Origin of the sequence: Paenibacillus sp. KS1, assembly GCF_001680695.1 — a bacterium.
In the GTDB taxonomy this organism is placed as follows: Bacteria; Bacillota; Bacilli; order Paenibacillales; family Paenibacillaceae; genus Paenibacillus_B; species Paenibacillus_B suaedae.
Genome location: NZ_MAIS01000018.1, coordinates 62,168 through 82,369 on the forward strand (window position 1 = coordinate 62,168; position 20,202 = coordinate 82,369).

The 20,202-nt window shown below is 47.7% G+C and carries 18 protein-coding genes and 1 pseudogene; 17 read left to right on the forward strand and 2 right to left on the reverse strand.

What is annotated here, in order from left to right; genetic code table 11:
• Positions 1 to 67: 67 nt before the first annotated feature.
• From BBG47_RS08490 to BBG47_RS08535, 10 genes are all read left to right on the forward strand, one after another.
• Positions 68 to 928 carry a MurR/RpiR family transcriptional regulator gene (locus BBG47_RS08490; protein WP_065291379.1) on the forward strand — a complete coding sequence of 287 codons (861 nt, stop codon included), beginning with the start codon at positions 68 to 70 and terminating at the stop codon, positions 926 to 928.
• 195 nt (positions 929 to 1,123) lie between these two features.
• On the forward strand, positions 1,124 to 2,038 hold the full coding sequence (gene murQ, locus BBG47_RS08495; RefSeq protein ID WP_065291380.1) for an N-acetylmuramic acid 6-phosphate etherase: 915 nt from the start codon (positions 1,124 to 1,126) through the stop codon (positions 2,036 to 2,038).
• 34 nt (positions 2,039 to 2,072) lie between these two features.
• Positions 2,073 to 3,500 (forward strand): ABC transporter substrate-binding protein, encoded by a 1,428-nt coding sequence (locus tag BBG47_RS08500; RefSeq protein ID WP_065291381.1) that lies wholly within the window; start codon positions 2,073 to 2,075, stop codon positions 3,498 to 3,500.
• A 102-nt stretch (positions 3,501 to 3,602) separates the two neighbouring features.
• Positions 3,603 to 4,505 carry a carbohydrate ABC transporter permease gene (locus BBG47_RS08505; RefSeq protein WP_044353459.1) on the forward strand — a complete coding sequence of 301 codons (903 nt, stop codon included), beginning with the start codon at positions 3,603 to 3,605 and terminating at the stop codon, positions 4,503 to 4,505.
• 20 nt (positions 4,506 to 4,525) lie between these two features.
• Positions 4,526 to 5,386 carry a carbohydrate ABC transporter permease gene (locus BBG47_RS08510; RefSeq protein ID WP_021254303.1) on the forward strand — a complete coding sequence of 287 codons (861 nt, stop codon included), beginning with the start codon at positions 4,526 to 4,528 and terminating at the stop codon, positions 5,384 to 5,386.
• A gap of 70 nt (positions 5,387 to 5,456) precedes the next feature.
• A complete protein-coding gene (locus BBG47_RS08515) occupies positions 5,457 to 6,425 on the forward strand; it encodes a GNAT family N-acetyltransferase (RefSeq protein ID WP_065291382.1) in 969 nt (322 codons plus the stop codon).
• 2 nt (positions 6,426 to 6,427) lie between these two features.
• The gene (locus BBG47_RS08520) at positions 6,428 to 7,132 is read left to right on the forward strand and encodes a PIG-L deacetylase family protein (protein ID WP_065291383.1); all 705 of its coding nucleotides are present in this window, start codon (positions 6,428 to 6,430) and stop codon (positions 7,130 to 7,132) included.
• 37 nt (positions 7,133 to 7,169) lie between these two features.
• Complete coding sequence (locus BBG47_RS08525; protein ID WP_065291384.1) at positions 7,170 to 8,312, forward strand: exo-beta-N-acetylmuramidase NamZ family protein; 1,143 nt, start codon at positions 7,170 to 7,172, stop codon at positions 8,310 to 8,312.
• A gap of 41 nt (positions 8,313 to 8,353) precedes the next feature.
• The gene (locus tag BBG47_RS08530) at positions 8,354 to 9,274 is read left to right on the forward strand and encodes an N-acetylglucosamine kinase (protein WP_065291385.1); all 921 of its coding nucleotides are present in this window, start codon (positions 8,354 to 8,356) and stop codon (positions 9,272 to 9,274) included.
• A gap of 324 nt (positions 9,275 to 9,598) precedes the next feature.
• Positions 9,599 to 11,077, forward strand: a complete 1,479-nt coding sequence (locus tag BBG47_RS08535) for a serine hydrolase (protein ID WP_065291386.1) — start codon at positions 9,599 to 9,601, stop codon at positions 11,075 to 11,077.
• Positions 11,078 to 11,142: 65 nt separating this feature from the next.
• Here BBG47_RS08535 and BBG47_RS08540 read toward each other — a convergent pair whose 3' ends face one another.
• Complete coding sequence (locus BBG47_RS08540; RefSeq protein WP_251488719.1) at positions 11,143 to 11,829, reverse strand: M50 family metallopeptidase; 687 nt, start codon at positions 11,827 to 11,829, stop codon at positions 11,143 to 11,145.
• Between the two features lie 230 nt (positions 11,830 to 12,059).
• Here BBG47_RS08540 and BBG47_RS08545 point away from each other — a divergent pair.
• From BBG47_RS08545 to BBG47_RS08565, 5 genes and pseudogenes are all read left to right on the forward strand, one after another.
• Positions 12,060 to 13,231: pseudogene (locus tag BBG47_RS08545) on the forward strand (LolA family protein).
• 188 nt (positions 13,232 to 13,419) lie between these two features.
• Positions 13,420 to 14,658: an alanine racemase gene (gene alr / locus BBG47_RS08550; RefSeq protein ID WP_321163065.1), complete on the forward strand. Its 1,239-nt coding sequence runs from the start codon at positions 13,420 to 13,422 to the stop codon at positions 14,656 to 14,658.
• Between the two features lie 262 nt (positions 14,659 to 14,920).
• Positions 14,921 to 15,202, forward strand: a complete 282-nt coding sequence (locus tag BBG47_RS08555; protein WP_019422582.1) for a CopG family ribbon-helix-helix protein — start codon at positions 14,921 to 14,923, stop codon at positions 15,200 to 15,202.
• A gap of 3 nt (positions 15,203 to 15,205) precedes the next feature.
• On the forward strand, positions 15,206 to 15,556 hold the full coding sequence (locus BBG47_RS08560) for a type II toxin-antitoxin system PemK/MazF family toxin (RefSeq protein ID WP_019422581.1): 351 nt from the start codon (positions 15,206 to 15,208) through the stop codon (positions 15,554 to 15,556).
• Positions 15,557 to 15,850: 294 nt separating this feature from the next.
• A complete protein-coding gene (locus BBG47_RS08565) occupies positions 15,851 to 18,049 on the forward strand; it encodes a Tex family protein (protein ID WP_483310708.1) in 2,199 nt (732 codons plus the stop codon).
• Between the two features lie 241 nt (positions 18,050 to 18,290).
• Here the strand turns inward: BBG47_RS08565 and cmpA are convergent, their stop codons facing one another.
• Complete coding sequence (gene cmpA / locus BBG47_RS29295) at positions 18,291 to 18,410, reverse strand: cortex morphogenetic protein CmpA (RefSeq protein ID WP_021254410.1); 120 nt, start codon at positions 18,408 to 18,410, stop codon at positions 18,291 to 18,293.
• A 290-nt stretch (positions 18,411 to 18,700) separates the two neighbouring features.
• Here cmpA and BBG47_RS08570 point away from each other — a divergent pair, with 290 nt between their 5' ends.
• Both BBG47_RS08570 and BBG47_RS08575 read left to right on the forward strand, forming a co-directional pair.
• Complete coding sequence (locus BBG47_RS08570; protein WP_065291388.1) at positions 18,701 to 19,180, forward strand: SprT family protein; 480 nt, start codon at positions 18,701 to 18,703, stop codon at positions 19,178 to 19,180.
• A 93-nt stretch (positions 19,181 to 19,273) separates the two neighbouring features.
• A complete protein-coding gene (locus BBG47_RS08575; RefSeq protein ID WP_065291389.1) occupies positions 19,274 to 20,089 on the forward strand; it encodes a uroporphyrinogen-III synthase in 816 nt (271 codons plus the stop codon).
• Positions 20,090 to 20,202: the final 113 nt, after the last annotated feature.

Sequence of the window (20,202 nt, forward strand, 5' to 3'; positions counted from 1 at the left end):
TAAAATATAATACCAAAATGATGGTTTTATTTCGAAATAAAATTTCTTGGCGAGTAGGGATAGACATATGTCGATACATGATAATATTTTGATCAAAATCCGTGATATGAAGGATAGTCTCACGCCAGTAGAACGCATCGTTGCTGAGTATGTACTTGCCAACCTAGAGGAAATACCGCACTTGTCGATCAAGAACTTGGCGCAGCTGACGAAGACCAGTGACGCATCCGTGCTTCGCTTCTGCAAGACGATGGGCTATTCAGGCTACCGCAGCTTTATCGTCAGCATCTCCGCATCAATCGGATCGATGGATGACGAGCAGAAGGATCAGTATACAGACATTCAACCAGGGGATGATTTAGATACGATCATCTCTAATATTTCGCGCAACAATAGCAAATCCATCGAGGATACGCTCTGTGTCATTGACCGGAAAGAAATCGGCCGTGCCGTGCAGGTGCTGCGCGAGAGCAATCGGGTTGTGTTCTTCGGTATTGGTGCGTCAGGGCTTGTTGCGACTGATGGGGAGCAGAAGTTCTCGCGCATCAACAAGATGTGCCATGCGTATACGGACGGGCATAGTCAATTAACGGCGGCTACACTGCTCGATAAGGGCGATGTGGCGATCTTTGTCTCGAATTCAGGCGATACGATTGAGATTCTGGATACGTTGGAAATCGCCAAGAAAAATGGCGCCTGTATTATTGCGATAACGAAGTATACGAAAAGCGAGCTGGCGGATAATGCCGATATCGTGCTGAGCATATCTACGCCTGAGGTTACGATTCGCAGCGGTGCGATGGGCTCTCGTATCGCTATGCTAACGGTTATCGATATTCTTTTTGCAGGAGTAGCGAGTGCGGAATATAAGAATGTGAAGAAGTATTTGACGAAAACACATAATATTTTGGCCAGCAAGCATCGTTGATACGAAGAAAAGATCAACATGGCAGACATCGGCAGGGCACGTGCGCCGGTGTCTTTTTTTGTTGAAAAACAAAAATAAAACACCAATAATTTATTTTATAATAAAATTTTATTTCAAAAACTGTTGACCATGATGACATTTAGGTCTAAGATGGATATATAAGCAAGTTATACAAAACAGGATAGGAGGATGGCTATGGATGAGTATCTGGCGGGTCTAACGACAGAAGAAATCAATCCAGAGACATTAGTGATAGACGAGTGCACAACCGATCAGATGCTGCGCCTCATGAATGAGCAAGATTCGAAAGTTCCGCAAGCGGTTGCAGCAGAGATTCCGCAAATTGCAAAAGCGGTCGACACCCTGCACAATGCGCTCAAAAATGGCGGTAGAATGTTCTATGTCGGGGCTGGATCTTCCGGCAGACTCGGCGTCCTCGACGCTTCAGAATGTCCACCCACTTTCGGAACTGACCCTTCGCTAGTGCAAGGACATATCGCTGGGGGAGACACTGCACTGAGATGGGCCGTTGAAGGCTGCGAGGATGATGCAGAGGAGGGGATGGCATTAATCGAGAGATGCGGCGTGACAGACAAGGACGCGGTTGTTGGCATTACAGCGAGCGGAAGCGCGCAATTCGTAATTGCTGCCTTGAGAAAGGCGCGGGAAATTGGAGCGGCAACGATCGGCGTAGTGAATAACAAGCAATCCAAAATAGAGAGCGTCTGCGATGTATGCATCTCACCTGTTGTAGGACCGGAAGTCATTATGGGATCGACAAGATTGAAAGCGGGTACAGCCCAGAAGTTGGTACTGAATATGCTGACAACTTGCACGATGGTTAAACTTGGGAAGACCTATAATAACTTGATGGTTGACTTGAAAGCGAGTAATATCAAGTTGCGCGACCGTTCAGTTCGGATTATCCAAGCGGTTACAGGCGTTGATGCGAAGACTGCGACTAGCTATTTAGAAAGCGCTTCCATGAACTGCAAGCTAGCCATCATGATGATCAAGACAGGACTTGACGCAGCTGAAGCGGAACGGGCATTAGAGCAGAGTGAAGGTAGTTTGAAAAAAGCAATTGGCACGTTTACAAAAGCGGTATAGAAATCATTCGATATCCTTGAGGGGGGCTTTATCAATGAGAAAAAAAATGCGTGTATTAGCGTCCATCTGTGCTTTTACCTTGGCAATTTCCTTGCTGTCGGCTTGCGGAAGTTCCAATGATGCAAAATCCGGAGAACAGGCGAACGGAGGCAAAGGTGGAAAAGATACAATTACAGCTTTGTTGCCACCAGTATCCGGTAAGTTCCAAGATAACTTCAAGCAAATGGAGAAGGAATTTAGCGAGTTGTACCCTGACCTGACGCTGAAGATTGAGCCAGCAAGCTGGGAAGATGTGACGCAGAAGCTTGATACACAAGTTAACGCGGGCAGCCCGCCAGATATTGCATTCATCCCGTCTGCAGGGATTCCAAAGTATATCCAGCAAGGCATGCTAATGGATATGACAGGTGTAGCAACGCCCGAAATGATTGCTGACTATGACAAAATTCCGCTTGAATACATGAAGAGTGGCAACGGACTTTACGGCTTCCCGGCATACATGGAAGTTCATGCCTTGGGCGGTAACAGAGAGTTCTTGGAGAAGGCAGGAATCGACTGGAAGAAAGTTCAGCAAGACGGCTGGACATTTGACGAATTCCGCGAAGCTGTGAAGAAGGGCGTTGTGAAGGAAGGCGACAAGACGTCCCGCTATGGCTTTGTATTCGCTACGGCAGGTGTAGCTTCCAAGGATTACTTGGGGATTCTGGTTAAAAATGCAGGCATGCCTGCATTCTTCGATAAAGACATGAAATACGCTTACACAAGCAAAAACTTCCTTGAAGTATTGAAGGATATTCGTGTACTCATTGATGACGGCTCGATGCCGAAAGAACTTAGCTCTGTCGACGCAGGTAAGCGCTGGAACATGTTCCTGACAGGGCAAACGATGATTACAGGTAAAGGTCTTGCTACTTTCGAAAACAATTCAAAAGAAAACAACGAAAAAATCGCGAAAAAAGATGGCAGCGAAGTAAAAGGCAGCATTCCGGTCGAATATACGGTGCTTCCGGTTCCAACCTTCTTGGGTCAGGAGCAGAAATCCGCAGTTGCAGTAGATGGTTATGTAACATTCCGTGGAAAGAATGAGCCAACGGCTGAGCATAAAGCGAACGTAGTAAAAGCTGCGTACTTCCTTGCAAGCGGTAAAGTAGCAGCAACAACGAACAATGATCTCTTTGCAGCGCACATTACGGAATCGGCTCGAAAAGAAGCAGAAAAAATGCCAATCGAAAGAGACGAGTTCAATGAAAAGGCTGTAGAAAAATTGCTTAGCCATGCAACTCCTGCACGTCCAGACATCCCAGCAGATCTGGCTGCAAAAGCAATTAAATTGGAAACAGAAGTGATAGTACCTAAGCTGCAAGCATTGATCGCAAATGAAATTACACCAGAGAAAATGTACGATGCTGTGAAAGAGGCAGCCATTGCAGCATTCGGTGAAGACGGCATTGTGAAGGACTAAGAAGAAGTCAGCTTCGGATAGCCGCATGAACCACACATGTACATGGAAGTGCGGCTATCCGAAAATGTTTATGACATTGCGTATTGAAAGGGGTTTCGCATTATGGCCCAATTAGCTAAGCCGTTGAAGAAACGGAAAATTAGAGGAGATTCCGGTTGGGGATATGCGTTTATCGCGGTTGCATTGGTTGTATTCGCAGTCTTTACCGCATATCCGGTAGTAAGTGCCTTTATTATTAGTTTTCAGGATTATAAACCGCTAGGATCTACATGGGTAGGATTCGATAACTATATTTCTTCCTTTAAAGATCCGCTCTTTTGGAAGTCAATTAAGAATACGGTTGTGTATACGGTACTTACGGTTCCCGTTGCATTGATGATCTCGTTTGCGGTCGCCATTCTCATCTTGCCGCTCAGCAAGAAGCTGCAGACGACGTTCAAGGCTGTTTACTATTTGCCTGCTGTTGCATCAGGCGTTGCCATGTCCGTTGTATGGCTGTGGATCTTCGATCCAATGGAATCCGGGATTATGAACCAGCTATTGGGGCTGTTCGGGATCAGCAATCTGAACTGGCTCGGCTCAAGCGCGACTTCAATGTTCTCCTTGGTTCTGATGTCCTGGCTGGCAAGCCATGGTACAAGCATCATTATTTATTTGGCAGCATTGCTCGGTATTGATGATAGTTATTATGAGGCAGCAGAATTGGATGGCGCTTCTTTCCTGAAGAAGCTGTGGTACATTGTCATTCCTTGCTTGAAGCCAACAACGTTGTTCTTGTTGGTAACGGGTGTTATCGGCTCTTTCCAAGTATTCCAGAACGCTTATCTGATGACAGGCGGCGGCCCAGACAACTCGACAACAATGGTCGGATTGCTCATCTTTGACAACGCATTCAAATACTTTGAATTCGGTAAAGCTGCAGCGCAATCTCTCGTGTTGGCTGGAATTATCGCTATTATATCGTTCGCTCAGTTCAAATTTATGGGTAAAGACGTGGAGTACTAAGGAAAGGGGAGAAGCCAACGATGTCACTTTACAATCCGCATAATGGAAATCCGGCGGCTAAACATACGAGAAACGCTGCCATCATATTCATACTTTTACTATTTGCTTTGGCAACGATCTTCCCTATTTATTTTATGCTTATTTCTTCCTTTGGGGATCCCGTCGAAGCTGGGGCGATGAGCTATTCGCTCTTCCCATCCAAAATATCTTTTGAATCGTATAAATTCTTCTTTGATTACAGTGAATACTCACTGCGCTGGTTATTGAACTCATTATTTGTGGCGGCTGTTGTTACGGTATCAAACGTGTTCTTTGCAAGTATGGCTGGCTATGCCTTCTCTAAAATTAAGTTCAAAGGCAGAACAGCATTGTTTACATTGCTTCTCGTTGCGATGATGATTCCGTATCAGGTAACACAAGTGCCGTTGTACATCTTAATCGTTAACATTTTCCAAATCCAAAATACGTACAGCGCTTTGATTTTACCTGGTCTCGTTACTGTATATAATATCTTCCTTTCGAAGCAGTTCATGAGCAGTATTCCGAATGAGGTACTGGAATGTGCGAAGATTGAAGGTTGTAACCAGTTCCAAGTGTATTTCAAAATCATTTTGCCTTTGTCTAAAACAGTACTGGCGGTAATGGCGATCCTGACGTTTATGGATAGCTGGAATACGTTCTTCTGGCCATTCTTGGTTACCAATACGATGGATATGCAGACGATTCAGGTAGGCCTCAAAAACTTCAGATTTGCCAACACGACTTACTTTGCGCCGATGATGGCAGGGGCTACAATCTCAGCGTTGCCTATGTTTATTCTCTTCTTCAGCTTGCAGAAGTACTTCTTGCAAGGGGTAACCGTAGGTGCGGTGAAAGGCTAATAGTCCTGCAATCTAATCCTGAACCTTCATCGCTGCGATGAAGGTTTAATGTTTAATTGGAGGTCCTGCGATGCTTGTCACATGGGACAACAAATATAGGGAAGACGTTATCGCATTATGGAATGAAGAGGCAGTTCGCGATGGATATAAAGAGCTTACCGTAGAGAGCTTCCATGACATATTTCAATCTAACCCATACTTCGATCCGGAGAACACATTCGTGTTACTTGATGATGATGGCGGTGTTCAGGGCTTCGCTTGCGGCTGTACGGGAGATGATCTGCCGCTAGGTCATGATGCTGGGTATATTACGTGCATCGTCTTGTCTCACAATTACCGTACAGACGAGTACTATTCACAGATGCTGGATGCAGTTGAGGGACGTTTCCGTGAGCTTGGGAAGAAGCAGGCAGATATCCTGTTCTTCAATCCAATGATGCTCCCTTGGTATATTCCGAATACACCGCAGCATGAGCATAACAATGCGCCTGGGGTGCCTGTCGGAAGTGAACTCTATCATTACCTGCTGCAGCATGGCTACTTCGAGCGAGCGGTTCAACAAGCGATGTATCTGCAATTGGCTAGCTTCGAAGTTCCGGAGCCGATCACGAACAAAGAATTGGCAGCGGCAGCAGATGGCTACGCGGTGGAATTGGTCGACCTTAATCGTCATCGTGGGATCGAGTCGATGCTAGAGGAACTGCACAACCCATTTTGGACCAGGGAGATTAAGCAAGCAGCTGCTAACGGTGTTCCCGTAGTAATTGCAGCCTATCAAGGAGAAGCAGTTGGCTTCGCAGGGCCGGTCATTCGCCAGCAGAGCGGTAGGGGATATTTTGCAGGCATTGGCGTGAGCCCGCAACATGAGGGACATGGACTTGGAACCATTTTGTTTTTCAAGCTTTGCGAAGCATTTCGCAGCATGGGAACAGAATATATGTCGTTGTTCACAGGCAGTACCAACCCTGCGCTTCGCATTTACGAGAAGGCAGGTTTCCAGACAGTCAAATCATTTTCGATCATGAGGAAGGAGTTGTAGGTATGAGCGAGCAGCGTCGAACGATTCTAGCAATTGGTGGACATGTGGGGGATATGGAGCTGACGGCAGGCGGTGTATTGGCAAGCCACGCACTCAAGGGCGACCGTATTGTCACTTTGGCTTTGACAGCAGGAGAACGTGGGGTTCCAGCCGGGCAAGATATGGCGGAATATCGCGAGCAGAAGGTGAACGAAGCGAAGGCATTCGCGGAAATGCTCGGCGGTGAAGCGATCGTATTCGAAATTCCAGACGGGGAACTGAAGGATAATGAAGAAATGCGCTTGAGAGTTTGCGATGTCATTCGTCAGGTACGTCCGAACATTATTATTACGCATTTCAAGAACAGCATGCACAAGGATCATATGACGACTCATCACATTGTCAATGATGCACGCTTCTTTGCTGGGCTGGCATCGTTCGAGCGGGAGCTCCCTGCATTCTTCGCTTCTACACTCTATTATGCGGAAAATTGGGAGGATGCAGTCGACTACAAGCCTTACGTGTACGTGGACTTCTCGCAAGAAGCTTACGATCTGTGGGTGAAGGCAGTGTCCTTGCATTGGTTCGTAACGGGCAGCAAGTCATTCCCGTATCTCGAATACTACAAGCACCTAGCTCGGGTTCGCGGTATTGAGGCACGGAAGCAATATGCGGAAACGTTCATGGTTCCAGCAGAGACGATGTGTATTCGAAAATCAGAATTGTAAAATTGGCAAGTGAACGCGCACTTAGAGGGAGGCACCTATGATCCGCAACGGTATTGATTGCATTGGAGAATATACGGAGCTATTCAAAGGCAAGCGAATTGGACTCATTACGTCGCCGACCGGATTGAACAATCAATTCGAATCGACGATTCAAATTATGCATGACAACTTCAATCTTGTAGCGATGTTCTCACCGGAGCATGGCGTTCGTGGCGATTTAGCTGCCGGTGCACAGGTTGAGACTTACACCGATCCGTTTACAGGCGTTCCTGTATACAGCTTGTATCGCAAGGATTCCAAGCGACTCAGTCAAGAAATGTTGGATGAAGTGGATATGGTTGTATACGACATCCAAGATGTTGGCGCACGCTATTATACGTTTATTTATACGATGCTGTACGCGCTGGAAGATTGCGCGAAGGCAGGCAAGGAATTCGTTGTTCTGGATCGGATTAATCCACTTGATGGCACGACGGTTGAAGGGAATATCTTAAAGCCAGGCTATCAATCCTTCGTCGGCAACTATCCATTAGCGGTACGGTATGGTTTGACCGCAGGAGAGGTCGCTCTGATGGCGAACGAACAAATGGGTTGGAACTGCAAGCTTCATGTCGTTCGTTGTGACGGTTGGGAGCGGTCGATGCAGTTCACGGATACGGGGCGTCCTTGGGTTATGCCGTCTCTGGGATTACCACGTTATGATTCAGCACTGTTGTACCCGGGGACTTGTGTATTCGAGGGAACGAATATATCAGAAGGCAGAGGAACGACAGCGCCATTCGAAATGATCGGTGCACCGTTCATTGAGGCAGAGAAGCTGGCAAACGAGATGAATCGTCAGAAGCTGCCGGGCATTATATTCCGTCCAGTATACTTCAAGCCATCCTTCTCGAAGTTCGAAGGAGAGCAATGCGGCGGGGTGCAGATCCATGTGCTCGACAATCGCGCGGTGCAGCCGTTTGAAGCGGGAGTTAAATTAATGTTCACTATTAAGCGCAATTATGAGAAGTTCGCTTTCTTGCCGCCAGTGAAGGAGAATTCCAGACCGTTCATCGATTTGCTCTGCGGAGATAAGTTGTATCGTGAGGAATCTCTTAATGTAGAAGCGATGCTGGAGCAATTCCGTGAAGAGAGCAGAGAATTCAGTGCCATGAAGCAGCAGTATCATTTGTATAAATAGAGAACTGCCTTTACAAGGAAGATGAAGGATGTGAGCTTACGTTGACATACGTAGCGGGCTTAGACGGCGGCGGTACGAAGACGGCAGTAAATATAGCGGACGAACATGGAGCAGCCGTGCATACCTTCACATCTGGAGCCATTAATATTAATGGTCAGGATGAAGCGAGTGTGCGCACAAGCTTGCAAGAAATATTTGAGACGATCGCCAGCGTATGCGGCGGGCTGGGCAACTGTGCACAGGTGTGCATTGGTGCAGCCGGAGTCAGCAACCCGACAGTCGTAACACGGCTGGAAGCCATTGTCCGCGATTGCGGCTATGAAGGTGGGCTGATCATTACCGGTGATCAAGAGACAGCCTTGTACGGCGCCCATGATCGTGAATATGGCATCATTCTCATTGCTGGAACGGGATCCATTTGCTATGGGAAAAATGTAGCGGGCCAGTCCCATCGCGCAGGCGGCTACGGCCATCTCATCGATGATGAGGGCAGTGGTTATAGCATTGGGCGTGACTTGTTGTCCATCGTTGTACGGGCACATGACGGACGCATGCCGGCAACGCCGATTACAGATATGGTTATGAAACAGCTGGGGATTGAGTCTATGCAGCAATTGATTCGATTCGTATACGACAAGCAGACGAATAAGAAGGATATTGCAGCTCTTGCTCCGATATTATCGCGGGCATGTGAGCTTGGTGATTCTGCGGCTCTGGAGATTGCTCACAAGGCGGCAGGTTCTCTCTGTGAACTTGTTATCCCGGTTGTAGAGAAGTTGTCTCTGCAGTCAGGAACAGTTGCCATGGCAGGAAGCGTACTGCTGAAGAACAGCAATGTGCGGGATGCCTTCACAGCCATGCTCAAGGAACACTATCCCAATATGGACTGCATTACACCGAAGAAAGATGCTGCGCATGGCGCAGTCATCATGGCATTATCTAAGCTTGCAGCCTGCTCCTAGGAGGGTGAGCTTATTAAAAAAAGTACACTAGCATTCGTTACTAGATCGCGGTGACAAGTATCTCTTTCTCCTGAGGAGAGGGTATGAATAACCGCGATTTTTGTATGTTGAAGAAAATTATGAAATGAATACTCAGTTGTTCTAAAAGATCCATTGATTATGTAGTGAGAGAATCATCGTTCGCTATCAATGGGTTATTATGGATAATATTGGCAATGAGTAGTGGGTGCGCATCAACAATAGGTAGTAGAGAAGCTTGTCAGCGCGTCTGGAGGCAAGATGCTAGACGACGCCACATGGATTCAATAGAGGAGTGCCAACTCAATGGTTCATACGACAAAGGATGCTCAGTACGTATTGGAAGGTTTACATACTCTCGTCAAAAAGCAAATGGAAATGTGGAACGTCCCAGGCTTAGCACTCGCCATTGTGAAGGATGGAGAGGTCATTATGGCAGAAGGATTCGGTTATAGGAATGTTGAGCAGAAGCTCCTTGTGACCCCGACTACGCTGTTTGCCATTGGCTCTTGTTCGAAAGCATTTACTGCAATGGTAGCCGCTCAGCTTATTGATGATGAGAAGCTTGAATGGGATACACCTGTGCGCACGTATCTCCCTGACTTTGATATGTACGATTCGATGGCAGCGGAGCGAATTACGATGCGAGACATGTTGTGTCATCGTACCGGTTTGCCGCGGCATGATAATATGTGGTACGGCTCTTTCTTGACTCGCGAGGAGATAATCAAGCGAATCAAATACCTCGAGCCTAATGTCGATTTCAGGTCAACCTGGCAGTATAACAATATTATGTATACGGCTGCTGGATATATAGCAGGGCATGTAGCGGAGTGTACTTGGGAACAGCTTGTTCAAGAGCGAATATTCGATCCACTGGAAATGAAGGAGAGCGGCTTTTCCGTGAATGAGTTGAAGTTGCATGAAAATGCGGGAGTTCCCTACATCGAACAGGAGGGGCAGCTTCGAAAAGTTGAGTATCGCAATTTCGATGCGATTGGACCTGCTGGTTCTATTAATAGTACAGTCATGGACATGAGTAATTGGTTGATTGCTAATCTTGAAAATGGAGCTTTCAAAGGGAAGCGTATTATTTCAGAGAAGAATCTTGTGACCTTACATTCTCCACAAATGTCTTGCCCACCAATGTTGTTCGGAAAGAAGGAGTTTCCATTAAGCTGTTATGGATTGGGTTGGGGATTCGAATCATATCGTGGATACCGCATGCTTCAGCATGGGGGTGGCATCGACGGATTTACTTCGCACATCTCTTTCCTACCCGATGAAAGGATCGGCATTGTTCTGCTGACGAACAGACAAGGTACCATGCTTCCTACATCTTTAGCATTGACTGTCTATGATAGGCTTTTGAATCTTGATCCTATTGAATGGTGCGAACAACTCCGTGAGGATATTCAGAAATGGGAAGCACAACGAAAACAAATGGCAGCCGAAAGCGCTGCATCAAGAGGAGAGGCCGTGTTGGTTTCTTCAACCACACTCCAGAGGTATGAAGGAAGCTACGAGCATCCTGGTTATGGAACCGTTAAGGTTCAAGTTGTGGAGAATGAACTTCAGGCTGTTTTTCATGTCGGTTGTTTTCGAATGAGTCAGACTGGGGAGCATGTATTCACGATACATTCAGAAATATTAGGGGTAACAGCGAATATAAAATTTGCTGCCGACGAGGAAGGGAATATAATTCTGCTAAGTGCTCCGCTTAATACAGAACCCGGTGCAAAAGATATTACATTCAGACGAACAAAAAACTCAGCGGTTACATAAACGAAGGAGCTGTCCGACATGGATGATACCCATCATGCTGGACAGCTCCTTTCTTATTGGGAAGTTTACCGATTCCCTCTACGAGGGCCATGAAATAAGATGCCCATTGATATTCTTGCACACCATAGCGACACGGCGGTAAACAGCAGCGCCCACACGATGGATGGTATATATGTAACATGACTAAGATTGGCAGCATCTCCTGCTCCATTAGGCATTTTCATTGACAAGTAGACAAGGTATGCGGAACTTATGACCGATTCCACGAGACAAATGAACGCAATTAGTAAATAGTAGCCGCTCCGAAGCCACGGAGGTGCGAACTTCCAGATGAGGCCTGTCAGTATGACGAAGCCAGCACACCACATCATGCCGTACCCATTGCGGACAAATAGAATTAAGCTGATGAGCGCTAAGGACGCGATAGCGATCAGTCCAGCGGCTTCTTGCTTGCGAGCATGCAAATAGAACAGCAGTACAGCAAATAACGAAGCGCCGATGTAACCAGCAAGAGAGATCGGAATGGCCTTCCACGTCGACGTATAGGCAGAATAAGTAACGCCGCTCTGATTGCTGAATAAATGAATGTACATCACTTTGCCTGAGAGTACAAGGGTCATAAGGGCATGAGACAGCTCGTGAATTAGCGTGTCCACATTGCGGAAGAAGCTTGAGAACGGGATGAACCGCGTCAAGCAAGCGGTAGCTACAATAAATAGGATAACTTTTGTCCAAGATCGTATGTCAATCACTACTCCCTGAATCTGCAATTGATCCAATGATATTCTTATCTTGATTCCCTCTCATGATATTCGACGCCAATTTGTGTATTCCTTGAACCGGAGAGTGTAAATTTCACAAAGATAACTTGTCACGCTTGTCATGCTAGTCTGCATAATCGTCCAAGTTCCTACATAGACATGTTATCAGTGATGAGGAGTACACCGAATCGAAGAATATTGATGTCAGAGGGGATGATCTCATGCGTCGGATCACATGGGTGTTGGCCATCGTGATGAGCGTAGCAATCCTAGTAGCTGGATGCGGCAAAAAGGATGCGACCGCGGTGGTTCAAGATCTGGACAAGGTAATGAGTAAACTGGAAAGCTATGCAGGCATCGGCACGATGACACTGCACTCGGGTCAACAGCCGCTTGAATACCGGGTTGAGGTATGGTATCAGAACCCGTCGTACTACCGGATTGAGCTAAAGAATGAGAAGAAGGATATTACGCAAATTGTGCTTCGCAACAAGGAAGGCGTCTTCGTCCTGACACCAAGCTTGAATAAAATCTTCCGCTTCCAGAGTGATTGGCCAGAGAACCAAGGCCAAGTGTACTTGTATCAAACGTTAGTACGCAGCATCCTGTCTGACAACGCTCGCCAGTTCACAGCAGATGGTGAAGACTATGTATTTGAAGTGGCGGCTAATTATCAGACTGACTCTTTGGTTCGTCAGAAAATATGGTTGAACAAGGATAGCTATGCACCAAAGCAAGTACAAGTGAGTGATTCAGATTCCAAGGTCATTGTGGAAATGAAGTTCAATCAATTCGACTTCGGCAAGAAGTTCGAGCAGGATTCCTTCGATATGCAGCGCAATATGACGAGCATGAAGAACGCCGCGCTTCCAAACACGACTGTCGAGGTAAATAAGCTTCCAACAGGCGAAACGAAGGAAACGAATGCTCAAGTTGACAATTCGGAGCATCCAGACAGCACCGAGCCATCATCGGGTACGACAGAAGGAACAGGTTCGGAGACAACAGGCTCTGATGCTGGAGCAAATGATCGCAGCAATGATGAAGCTGAGCTTGGGCCATTTGGAATTATGAGCCATCCTACTTGCCAGAGGGGGTAGCGAAGAAGGATGAGCCGGCAATTCCAGACAGCAAGGAGCATGCTGTAGTGATTCGATATACAGGAACGTATAACTTCACCCTTATGGAATCCCGTCCGAAGGATATGGAGACAGGGCTGCCGATTGGGGAAGGCTTGAATCTTGGCTTTACGGTCGGACAGTTGTCGGGCGAGGAGCAAAAGGCGCTCACCTGGATGTATGATGGTGTCAAATATCGCATCGTCAGCTCAGATCTCCCGACCGCTGAGATGGTGAAGATTGCACAATCATTAGTCGACCAGCCAGGAAAATAAGATAGAGTATCTAACTTACGCGGTCCGTATTCATGTACATGAAATTCGGGCCGCGTTTATGCGTATCTCAAGAGAGGAAACGGGAGATTCTGACTAGCTATGTGGTTATTTCCTTAGAAAAGGGTGGTAAACACGGTCTCCGTTGGTTGACAGTCTTCCTGACGGCAAGTAACATAGGATATTGACGATTGAACGGGAGAGACGAGGAGACGGTGAAGGTGGTTGACTTGGATACGTATTTTCGCCCGACGCGCGCAGAGATTTCTTTAGATGCATTGCGCCGGAACTTGCAAGCATTTCGCAGCTCAATGTCAGCTTCGACGAAGCTAAGTGTATGTGTAAAGGCGAATGCATATGGACATGGTGCGATAGAAGTGTCTCGCGCCGCAGAACAATTTGGTGTTGATTATTTGAATGTAGCGTTCTTGGAGGAAGCGATCCAGCTTCGCAAGGCAGGCATCCATACGCCAATATTGATACTTGGATATACGCCGCCAGAAGCAATAGAAGCGGCATTTCGATATGATATAACATTGAATATATTTTCAGAAGAATGTGTGCAGGCGTTAGAGCAGCAGGCTTCTCAATGGTCTGCCAATCACGCCGGTCGCATATTGAAGGTTCATGTCAAGATTGATTCGGGTATGGGACGCCTTGGGATTCGCAGTCCAGAGGATGCGGTGCGTACGATTAACCGGTTAAGATCGATTCAAGGAGTCGAGGTAGAGGGGCTGTTCACTCACTTCGCGACAGCTGATGAGGCGGATAAGTCGTATGCGCAAGTGCAGCGTGATCGTTTCCTAACGGTTGTTGATGTCCTGAAGGAACACGGGATTACGATCCCGATCGTCCACACCAGCAACAGTGCGGCCACGATCGACATGCCGAGTTGGAGCGATCAAATGGTGCGTGTTGGTATCAGTCTGTATGGACTATATCCATCCGCGGAAGTCAATCAGCAGAGCATTGCACTGGAGCCAGTTCTTAGCTTAAAGAGTGCGGTTAGCCACAGCAAGCCGCTTCCTGCAAATGAGGGCGTTAGCTATGGGGTCAATTACCATACAGGAGATGGTGAATGGATAGCTACGATGCCGGTAGGCTACGCAGACGGCTATTCACGCTTGCTGCAGCGTAAAGCCTCGATGCTCATTCGAGGGCAACGTGTACCGGTAGTAGGGACTATTTGTATGGATCAGTGCATGCTGTCTTTGCTGCCATTAGGCGAGGCTGCCAGCACTATTGGAGCAGGTGAGGAAGTTGTGCTCATTGGCCGTCAAGGCGAGGAATGCATAACGGCAGCCGAGGTAGCAGAATGGTTAGGCACGATACATTATGAGGTCACATGCATGATCGCGAATCGTGTACCGCGCGTATACATCGACAACGGGCAAGTCGTGAAGGTGTCGAATCCGCTCCTTCTGGGATAAATACTGCAGGTTGCAGTGCCGCGCATCTGATGATTCGGCATATGGAACCATTTACCGCGAAACTTTTTGCGGAACTTGAAGGATTTTGGTGTCCCAAGGGCGAATGAAATGGAGAGGCTCAGTAGGGATGTTGTTGAGACGAACTTGTTGGTGATGCAACATACTTCGTCTGCATTGGGCATATATATTCTTTTGTATAAATTTTCTACGGAATCGACATAATGGTAACTAGGCAGGAAAGGTTTTGGGGGTGCGAGGACAGGTGGCAAATATTCAGAACACCAAACGGATCATGATCAGCTTGCCCGACCAATTATTACAAGAAGTGGACGGCATCGTCGCTATGGAGAAATCCAATCGGAGCGAGTTTATCCGACAAGCGATGAAATTATATTTGAACGAGCGCAAGAAACGGCACATTCGTGAATCGATGCAGCGTGGCTATATGGAAATGGCTAAAATCAATCTCACAATGGCATCGGAGGCTTTTTATGCGGAAGAAGATGCGGATGGCACTCTCGGCCGTTTGGTTAGTGGGGTGTAAACATTGATTGTGAAGCGCGGCGACGTATTTTTTGCGGATTTATCGCCCGTCGTTGGTTCGGAACAGGGAGGGGTTCGACCTGTCCTCGTCATACAGAACGATATTGGCAACCGATTCAGTCCAACGGTGATCGTTGCGGCGATTACAGCCCAGATCCAGAAGGCGAAATTGCCGACCCATGTCGAAATCGATGCGGAAACCCACGGCTTTGATCGTGATTCGGTCATATTGCTGGAACAGATTCGTACGATCGATAAGCAGCGTTTGACGGATAAGATAACGCACTTGGATGAGGAAACGATGCGCAAGGTTGATGAAGGCTTGCAAATTAGTGTGGGCTTGATCGACTTCTAGATACGATATTGAGAATGAGAAGAACGGGGATTGCCTCGTTCTTTTTTGCTATGAGCAGAAACAGGGATACAGCTATATCCCTCTGTGAATCGGATCATAACGATTTGTGACCTTTGCGCTGGAAAATAAGGCTCAATTTTGCGAAAATAGAGAGAGCATAATGATCAGGCATCAATCTAAGAAACCGTAAATGCCGGACAAGTGCCGGCGATACCTAATATCTCGAATTCTTCGATGAGGGTTCGGGTTGCAGAGAGGATGTAACGAATGGCAGGACAAGAATCCGTTATCGATATGACAGCATTGGAACCCTTGCTAGAACAGATGGCTGCGGAACAGCCAAAACGACTGCGCAAGCAGCTTATAAGCGAATTATCACTGAATCCGAAGCAGGTAGATGCAACTATCAGCTTATTGGATGAGGGCAATACGATTCCATTTATTGCGCGATATCGTAAGGAAATGACTGGAGAGCTGGATGAGAACCAGTTGCGCGCACTCGAAGAGCGGCTTGCTTATGTACGCGGGCTGGAGGATCGCAAGCGTGAGGTGCTTCGTCTGATTGCAGAGCAGGGCAAGCTGACAGCGGATCTGCAGCAAGCAGTTGTAGAAGCTTCGAAGCTGCAAGAGGTAGAGGATTTGTACCGTCCTTATCGCCAGAAGCGGAAGACGCGGGCAAGCGTGGCGAAGGAACGGGGGCTTGAGCCGCTGGCGAACTGGATCCTGACGTTCCCGAAGCAAGGCAGCGCGTTAGCGGAAGCCGCTTCATACGTAAATGAAGAAGCGGGCGTTGCAACCGCTGAGGATGCGGTGCAGGGTGCGCTTGATATTATAGCGGAGATGGTGGGCGACGAGCCTGCTATACGAGCCTGGGTTCGTAAGTTTACATTTGATCAGGGCATAATTCGTACCGAAGCGAAGGACAAAGAGCAGGAATCGGTATATGAGATGTACTATGCGTACACGGAACCGGTTCGCAGGCTGCCTTCTCACCGGATATTGGCGATTAACCGCGGTGAGCGTGAAGACATTCTGAAAGTTGCGTTAGATGTGCCTGTAGAACAGGTACATGCTTATATGGAGCGGAAAGTGATCCAACGCGACTCTGTCGTCACTTCCTTACTGAAGGCGACGATTGAAGATGCCTACAAGCGATTAATTGCACCGTCGATTGAGCGGGATGTACGCAATGAGCTAACTGACAAGGCTGAGGAGCAAGCAATCCAAGTATTCGCACAGAACTTGCGAAGTCTTCTATTACAGCCGCCAGTAAAGGGGAAGACCGTATTAGGTGTCGATCCCGCTTTCCGGACAGGCTGCAAGCTGTGCGTGGTCGATGATACAGGCAAGCTGCTGGAAGTAGCAGTAACGTATCCAACAGCCCCTCACCATAAGGTGGCAGAGGCTGAGCAGACGTTCAGCAGACTCGCAGACAAGTATGGGGTTGAGTTGGTCGTAATCGGCAACGGAACCGCTTCTCGCGAGACCGAGCAATTTGTTGCAGATTGGTTGAAGTCCCGTCCAGGCGGTGGAGCTGGAATCCAATATGTAATCGTCAATGAGGCTGGCGCTAGTGTCTATTCGGCTTCTAAGCTAGCCCAAGAGGAGTTTCCTTCTCTGGATGTTGCAGAGCGCAGTGCAGTATCGATTGCTCGTCGGATGCAAGATCCATTAGCGGAGTTGGTTAAAATTGAACCTAAGGCTATTGGAGTTGGTCAGTATCAGCATGATGTGGCTCCTAAGAGGCTGGAGGAGAGCTTGGGCGCCGTTGTGGAATCGGCAGTTAACCATGTTGGTGTAGATTTGAACACGGCTTCTCCGTCCTTGTTGTCTTATGTATCAGGCATCAATGCAACCTTGGCTAAGAACATCGTGAAGTACAGGGAAGAGAACGGGAAATTTACGGTTCGCAAGCAGCTGCAGAAGGTGCCGCGTCTGGGGCCGAAGGCATTTGAGCAATGTGTAGGATTTCTCCGTATTCCAGATGGAGATCTTCCTCTTGATAAGACGCCGATTCACCCAGAGTCGTATGGAGTTGTTGATCGGCTGTTCGCGCTCATGGGACTTCGTACGGAGGATATTGGGACAGCTGCGTTAACACAGGCACTGAGCGGGGCAAATATAAATGAGCTGGCTGAGAAGTTAGAGGTAGGTACACCTACACTGAAGGATATTATCGACAGCTTGCTGCGTCCGGGTCGCGACCCGCGCGAGGAGTTGGCGCCGCCTATTTTCCGTACAGATGTCCTCCAAATCGAGGACTTGAAACCTGGTATGGAGCTGAAGGGAACGGTTCGCAACGTTATTGACTTCGGTGCATTCGTTGATATCGGCATTAAGAATGACGGCCTCGTGCATATTTCTCAACTTAGCGACCGTTTTGTGAAGCATCCGCTTGATGTTGTCTCTGTCGGTGATAATGTAACGGTATGGGTACTGCAAGTGGATATGAAGAAGGGCCGGGTCGGTCTTACCATGAAGGCTCCGAAGTAAAAGAGGGATAAAGCGATAGAACGAAAGCATTAAAACCATATATGTAATACATGCAATCGTAAAATATGAAACATGACGGTAGCATATTGCAGCATGACGAAAGTCCCCCGATGAGGAAGTCGGACGGTCTCACACCTTGTTATGAGACGCCGTTCGTTCAATCGGGGGTTTTTCCCTATATACGATGATGATCTAAGGCCTGACTTTCTGCTTGTGCATGTTGCGCAGCGTACGGAGCCATTTACGTATGCGCACGCGGCTTCGAACGGTAAAAAAACCAACACTCATTTAATAGCTTAATTTGACGGCGATCCTTCTTATTGAAGGCGCGCATTAGCTGATTGCATAACCATTGCGGCATGAGTATCCCTCCTTCGGCGGGGACGAGAGAATCGTCGTTGTAACGCTATCATATGGGCGTTGGCCGCATTTGGTGCAGGTCCGCAATCGTCTCTGCAGGTATCTTTGCAAGCATTTCTGCAAGCATTTCTGCAAGTATCTCTGCCTGTATCTCAAAGGAATTTATGCTTCATTCTTGTTGTTGTAGGGGACAACCTTTCCCGATACAATGTAGGCATACCCCGAAAGCAACTTATCTCGAACAGGATTAGAAATAGCAGACTGAGACGATGAGGCAAAAGGGGGATGAAGATGTCAGATGAACAGCTGCAAGCATGGATCGAACATGTTTCGCTCCGTGATTTCGGGAAGCCTTTTCGGCATAAGGCACGTTATAATTCGCGGCTGAAGTCAACAGGAGGACGCTACTTGCTGCGCTCGCATGATATTGAAATCAATCCGAAGCAGCTGGAGCAGAATGGCCTGGAAGAAGTCGAACGTATTATTAAGCATGAGCTCTGTCATTACCATCTGCACTTGGAAGGGAAAGGGTACAAGCATCGGGATGCAGATTTCAGACAGCTGCTGCAAGCAGTTGGAGGATCTAGATATTGCAAATCGCTGCCGGATGTTGCCCGCACCCGTCAAATGCCTTATCGATACCGCTTGGTATGTGTACAGTGCGGACAAGCTTATATGCGCAAACGCAAGGTGGATGTTCGTAAGTATGTATGTGGTCGTTGTCACGGAAAGTTGAAGATGCTGCTAATGACTGAGCAGGTAGAGAAATAATGAACTGCCGTACGTACAGCGATAATGTTCATCATACAGCATTACTCGTACTCGTAGTGAACCAATTAAACAATAGCTGAGGGAGGTCTTGTCATGCCGAAATGTGAGGGGAAGGTTATTGCAATTACAGGTCCACGCAAAGCTGAGGAGATGTCATTGCTTGTTGCGAAGCAGGGAGGAATACCGCTTGTAAGGCCAACTCAAGGGACGATGTTCGAGCATTTTGACCATCTGGCTGCGGAAGTGGACAAGGTAATAGACAAGCCTGTGCAGTGGGCTGTCTGGACGACAGGAATAGGGCTTGAGAAGCTGCTGGAGGCGGCGCGTGAAGCGGGAAGAGAAGAGGCACTGCTAGTGAAGCTGAAGCAGATACGGCATGCAGCACGAGGCTACAAAACCGTTAATGCATTGAAGCGGCTTGGCATCGTCCCAGATATTCGAGATGATGACGGCTCAACGCTTGGTCTGATAAGGGCTATGGCATCTTATGATGCTGAACAATGGCGCGGCTCATTAGTTGCGCTGCAATTGCACGGAGACCCAGCCCCAACCCTGAACGCATTTCTCGCTGATGCAGGTGCGCAATCTATAGAGCTGATGCCTTACCGGCATACTCCGCCCGATGAGGCCGTACTGGAGCAGTTCACTTCAGAGCTGTTGTCGGGACAGATAGATGCAGTTGCCGTAACGGCTGCTCCACAACTTCGATTCCTATTTGCCTATGCGAAGGAAAGAGGAATGGCGGATAAGCTGGTCCAGATCTTCCAAGAACGAACACTGCTCGCGGCGGTGGGCAAAGTTACAGCTGCAGCGGCGATAGATGAAGGGATAAAGCGGATGTTAGTTCCAGATGAGGAGCGAATGGGGGCGTTAATCGTTGCCTTGTCTCGCTGGTTTGAAGCGAACTGATTGACTGCTTGTCTGCTATTTTTACATTTATTTTTTGAAATGTGTTGACACTATATTGGATTCATGATAAATTAGTACTTGTCATTCCCTGATAGCTCAGTTGGTAGAGCACT

What these genes read in the sequence shown, in the direction of transcription:
- BBG47_RS08520 (WP_065291383.1), top strand. Translation starts at nt 6,428, where the DNA reads ATGAGCGAGCAGCGTCGAACGATTCTAGCAATTGGTGGACATGTGGGG.
- BBG47_RS08565 (WP_483310708.1), top strand. Translation starts at nt 15,851, where the DNA reads ATGACAGCATTGGAACCCTTGCTAGAACAGATGGCTGCGGAACAGCCA.
- BBG47_RS08570 (WP_065291388.1), top strand. Translation starts at nt 18,701, where the DNA reads ATGTCAGATGAACAGCTGCAAGCATGGATCGAACATGTTTCGCTCCGT.
- BBG47_RS08515 (WP_065291382.1), top strand. Translation starts at nt 5,457, where the DNA reads ATGCTTGTCACATGGGACAACAAATATAGGGAAGACGTTATCGCATTA.
- BBG47_RS08500 (WP_065291381.1), top strand. Translation starts at nt 2,073, where the DNA reads ATGAGAAAAAAAATGCGTGTATTAGCGTCCATCTGTGCTTTTACCTTG.
- murQ (WP_065291380.1), top strand. Translation starts at nt 1,124, where the DNA reads ATGGATGAGTATCTGGCGGGTCTAACGACAGAAGAAATCAATCCAGAG.
- BBG47_RS08575 (WP_065291389.1), top strand. Translation starts at nt 19,274, where the DNA reads ATGCCGAAATGTGAGGGGAAGGTTATTGCAATTACAGGTCCACGCAAA.
- BBG47_RS08525 (WP_065291384.1), top strand. Translation starts at nt 7,170, where the DNA reads ATGATCCGCAACGGTATTGATTGCATTGGAGAATATACGGAGCTATTC.
- BBG47_RS08510 (WP_021254303.1), top strand. Translation starts at nt 4,526, where the DNA reads ATGTCACTTTACAATCCGCATAATGGAAATCCGGCGGCTAAACATACG.
- BBG47_RS08535 (WP_065291386.1), top strand. Translation starts at nt 9,599, where the DNA reads ATGGTTCATACGACAAAGGATGCTCAGTACGTATTGGAAGGTTTACAT.
- BBG47_RS08490 (WP_065291379.1), top strand. Translation starts at nt 68, where the DNA reads ATGTCGATACATGATAATATTTTGATCAAAATCCGTGATATGAAGGAT.
- BBG47_RS08505 (WP_044353459.1), top strand. Translation starts at nt 3,603, where the DNA reads ATGGCCCAATTAGCTAAGCCGTTGAAGAAACGGAAAATTAGAGGAGAT.
- cmpA (WP_021254410.1), bottom strand. Translation starts at nt 18,410, where the DNA reads ATGCCGCAATGGTTATGCAATCAGCTAATGCGCGCCTTCAATAAGAAG.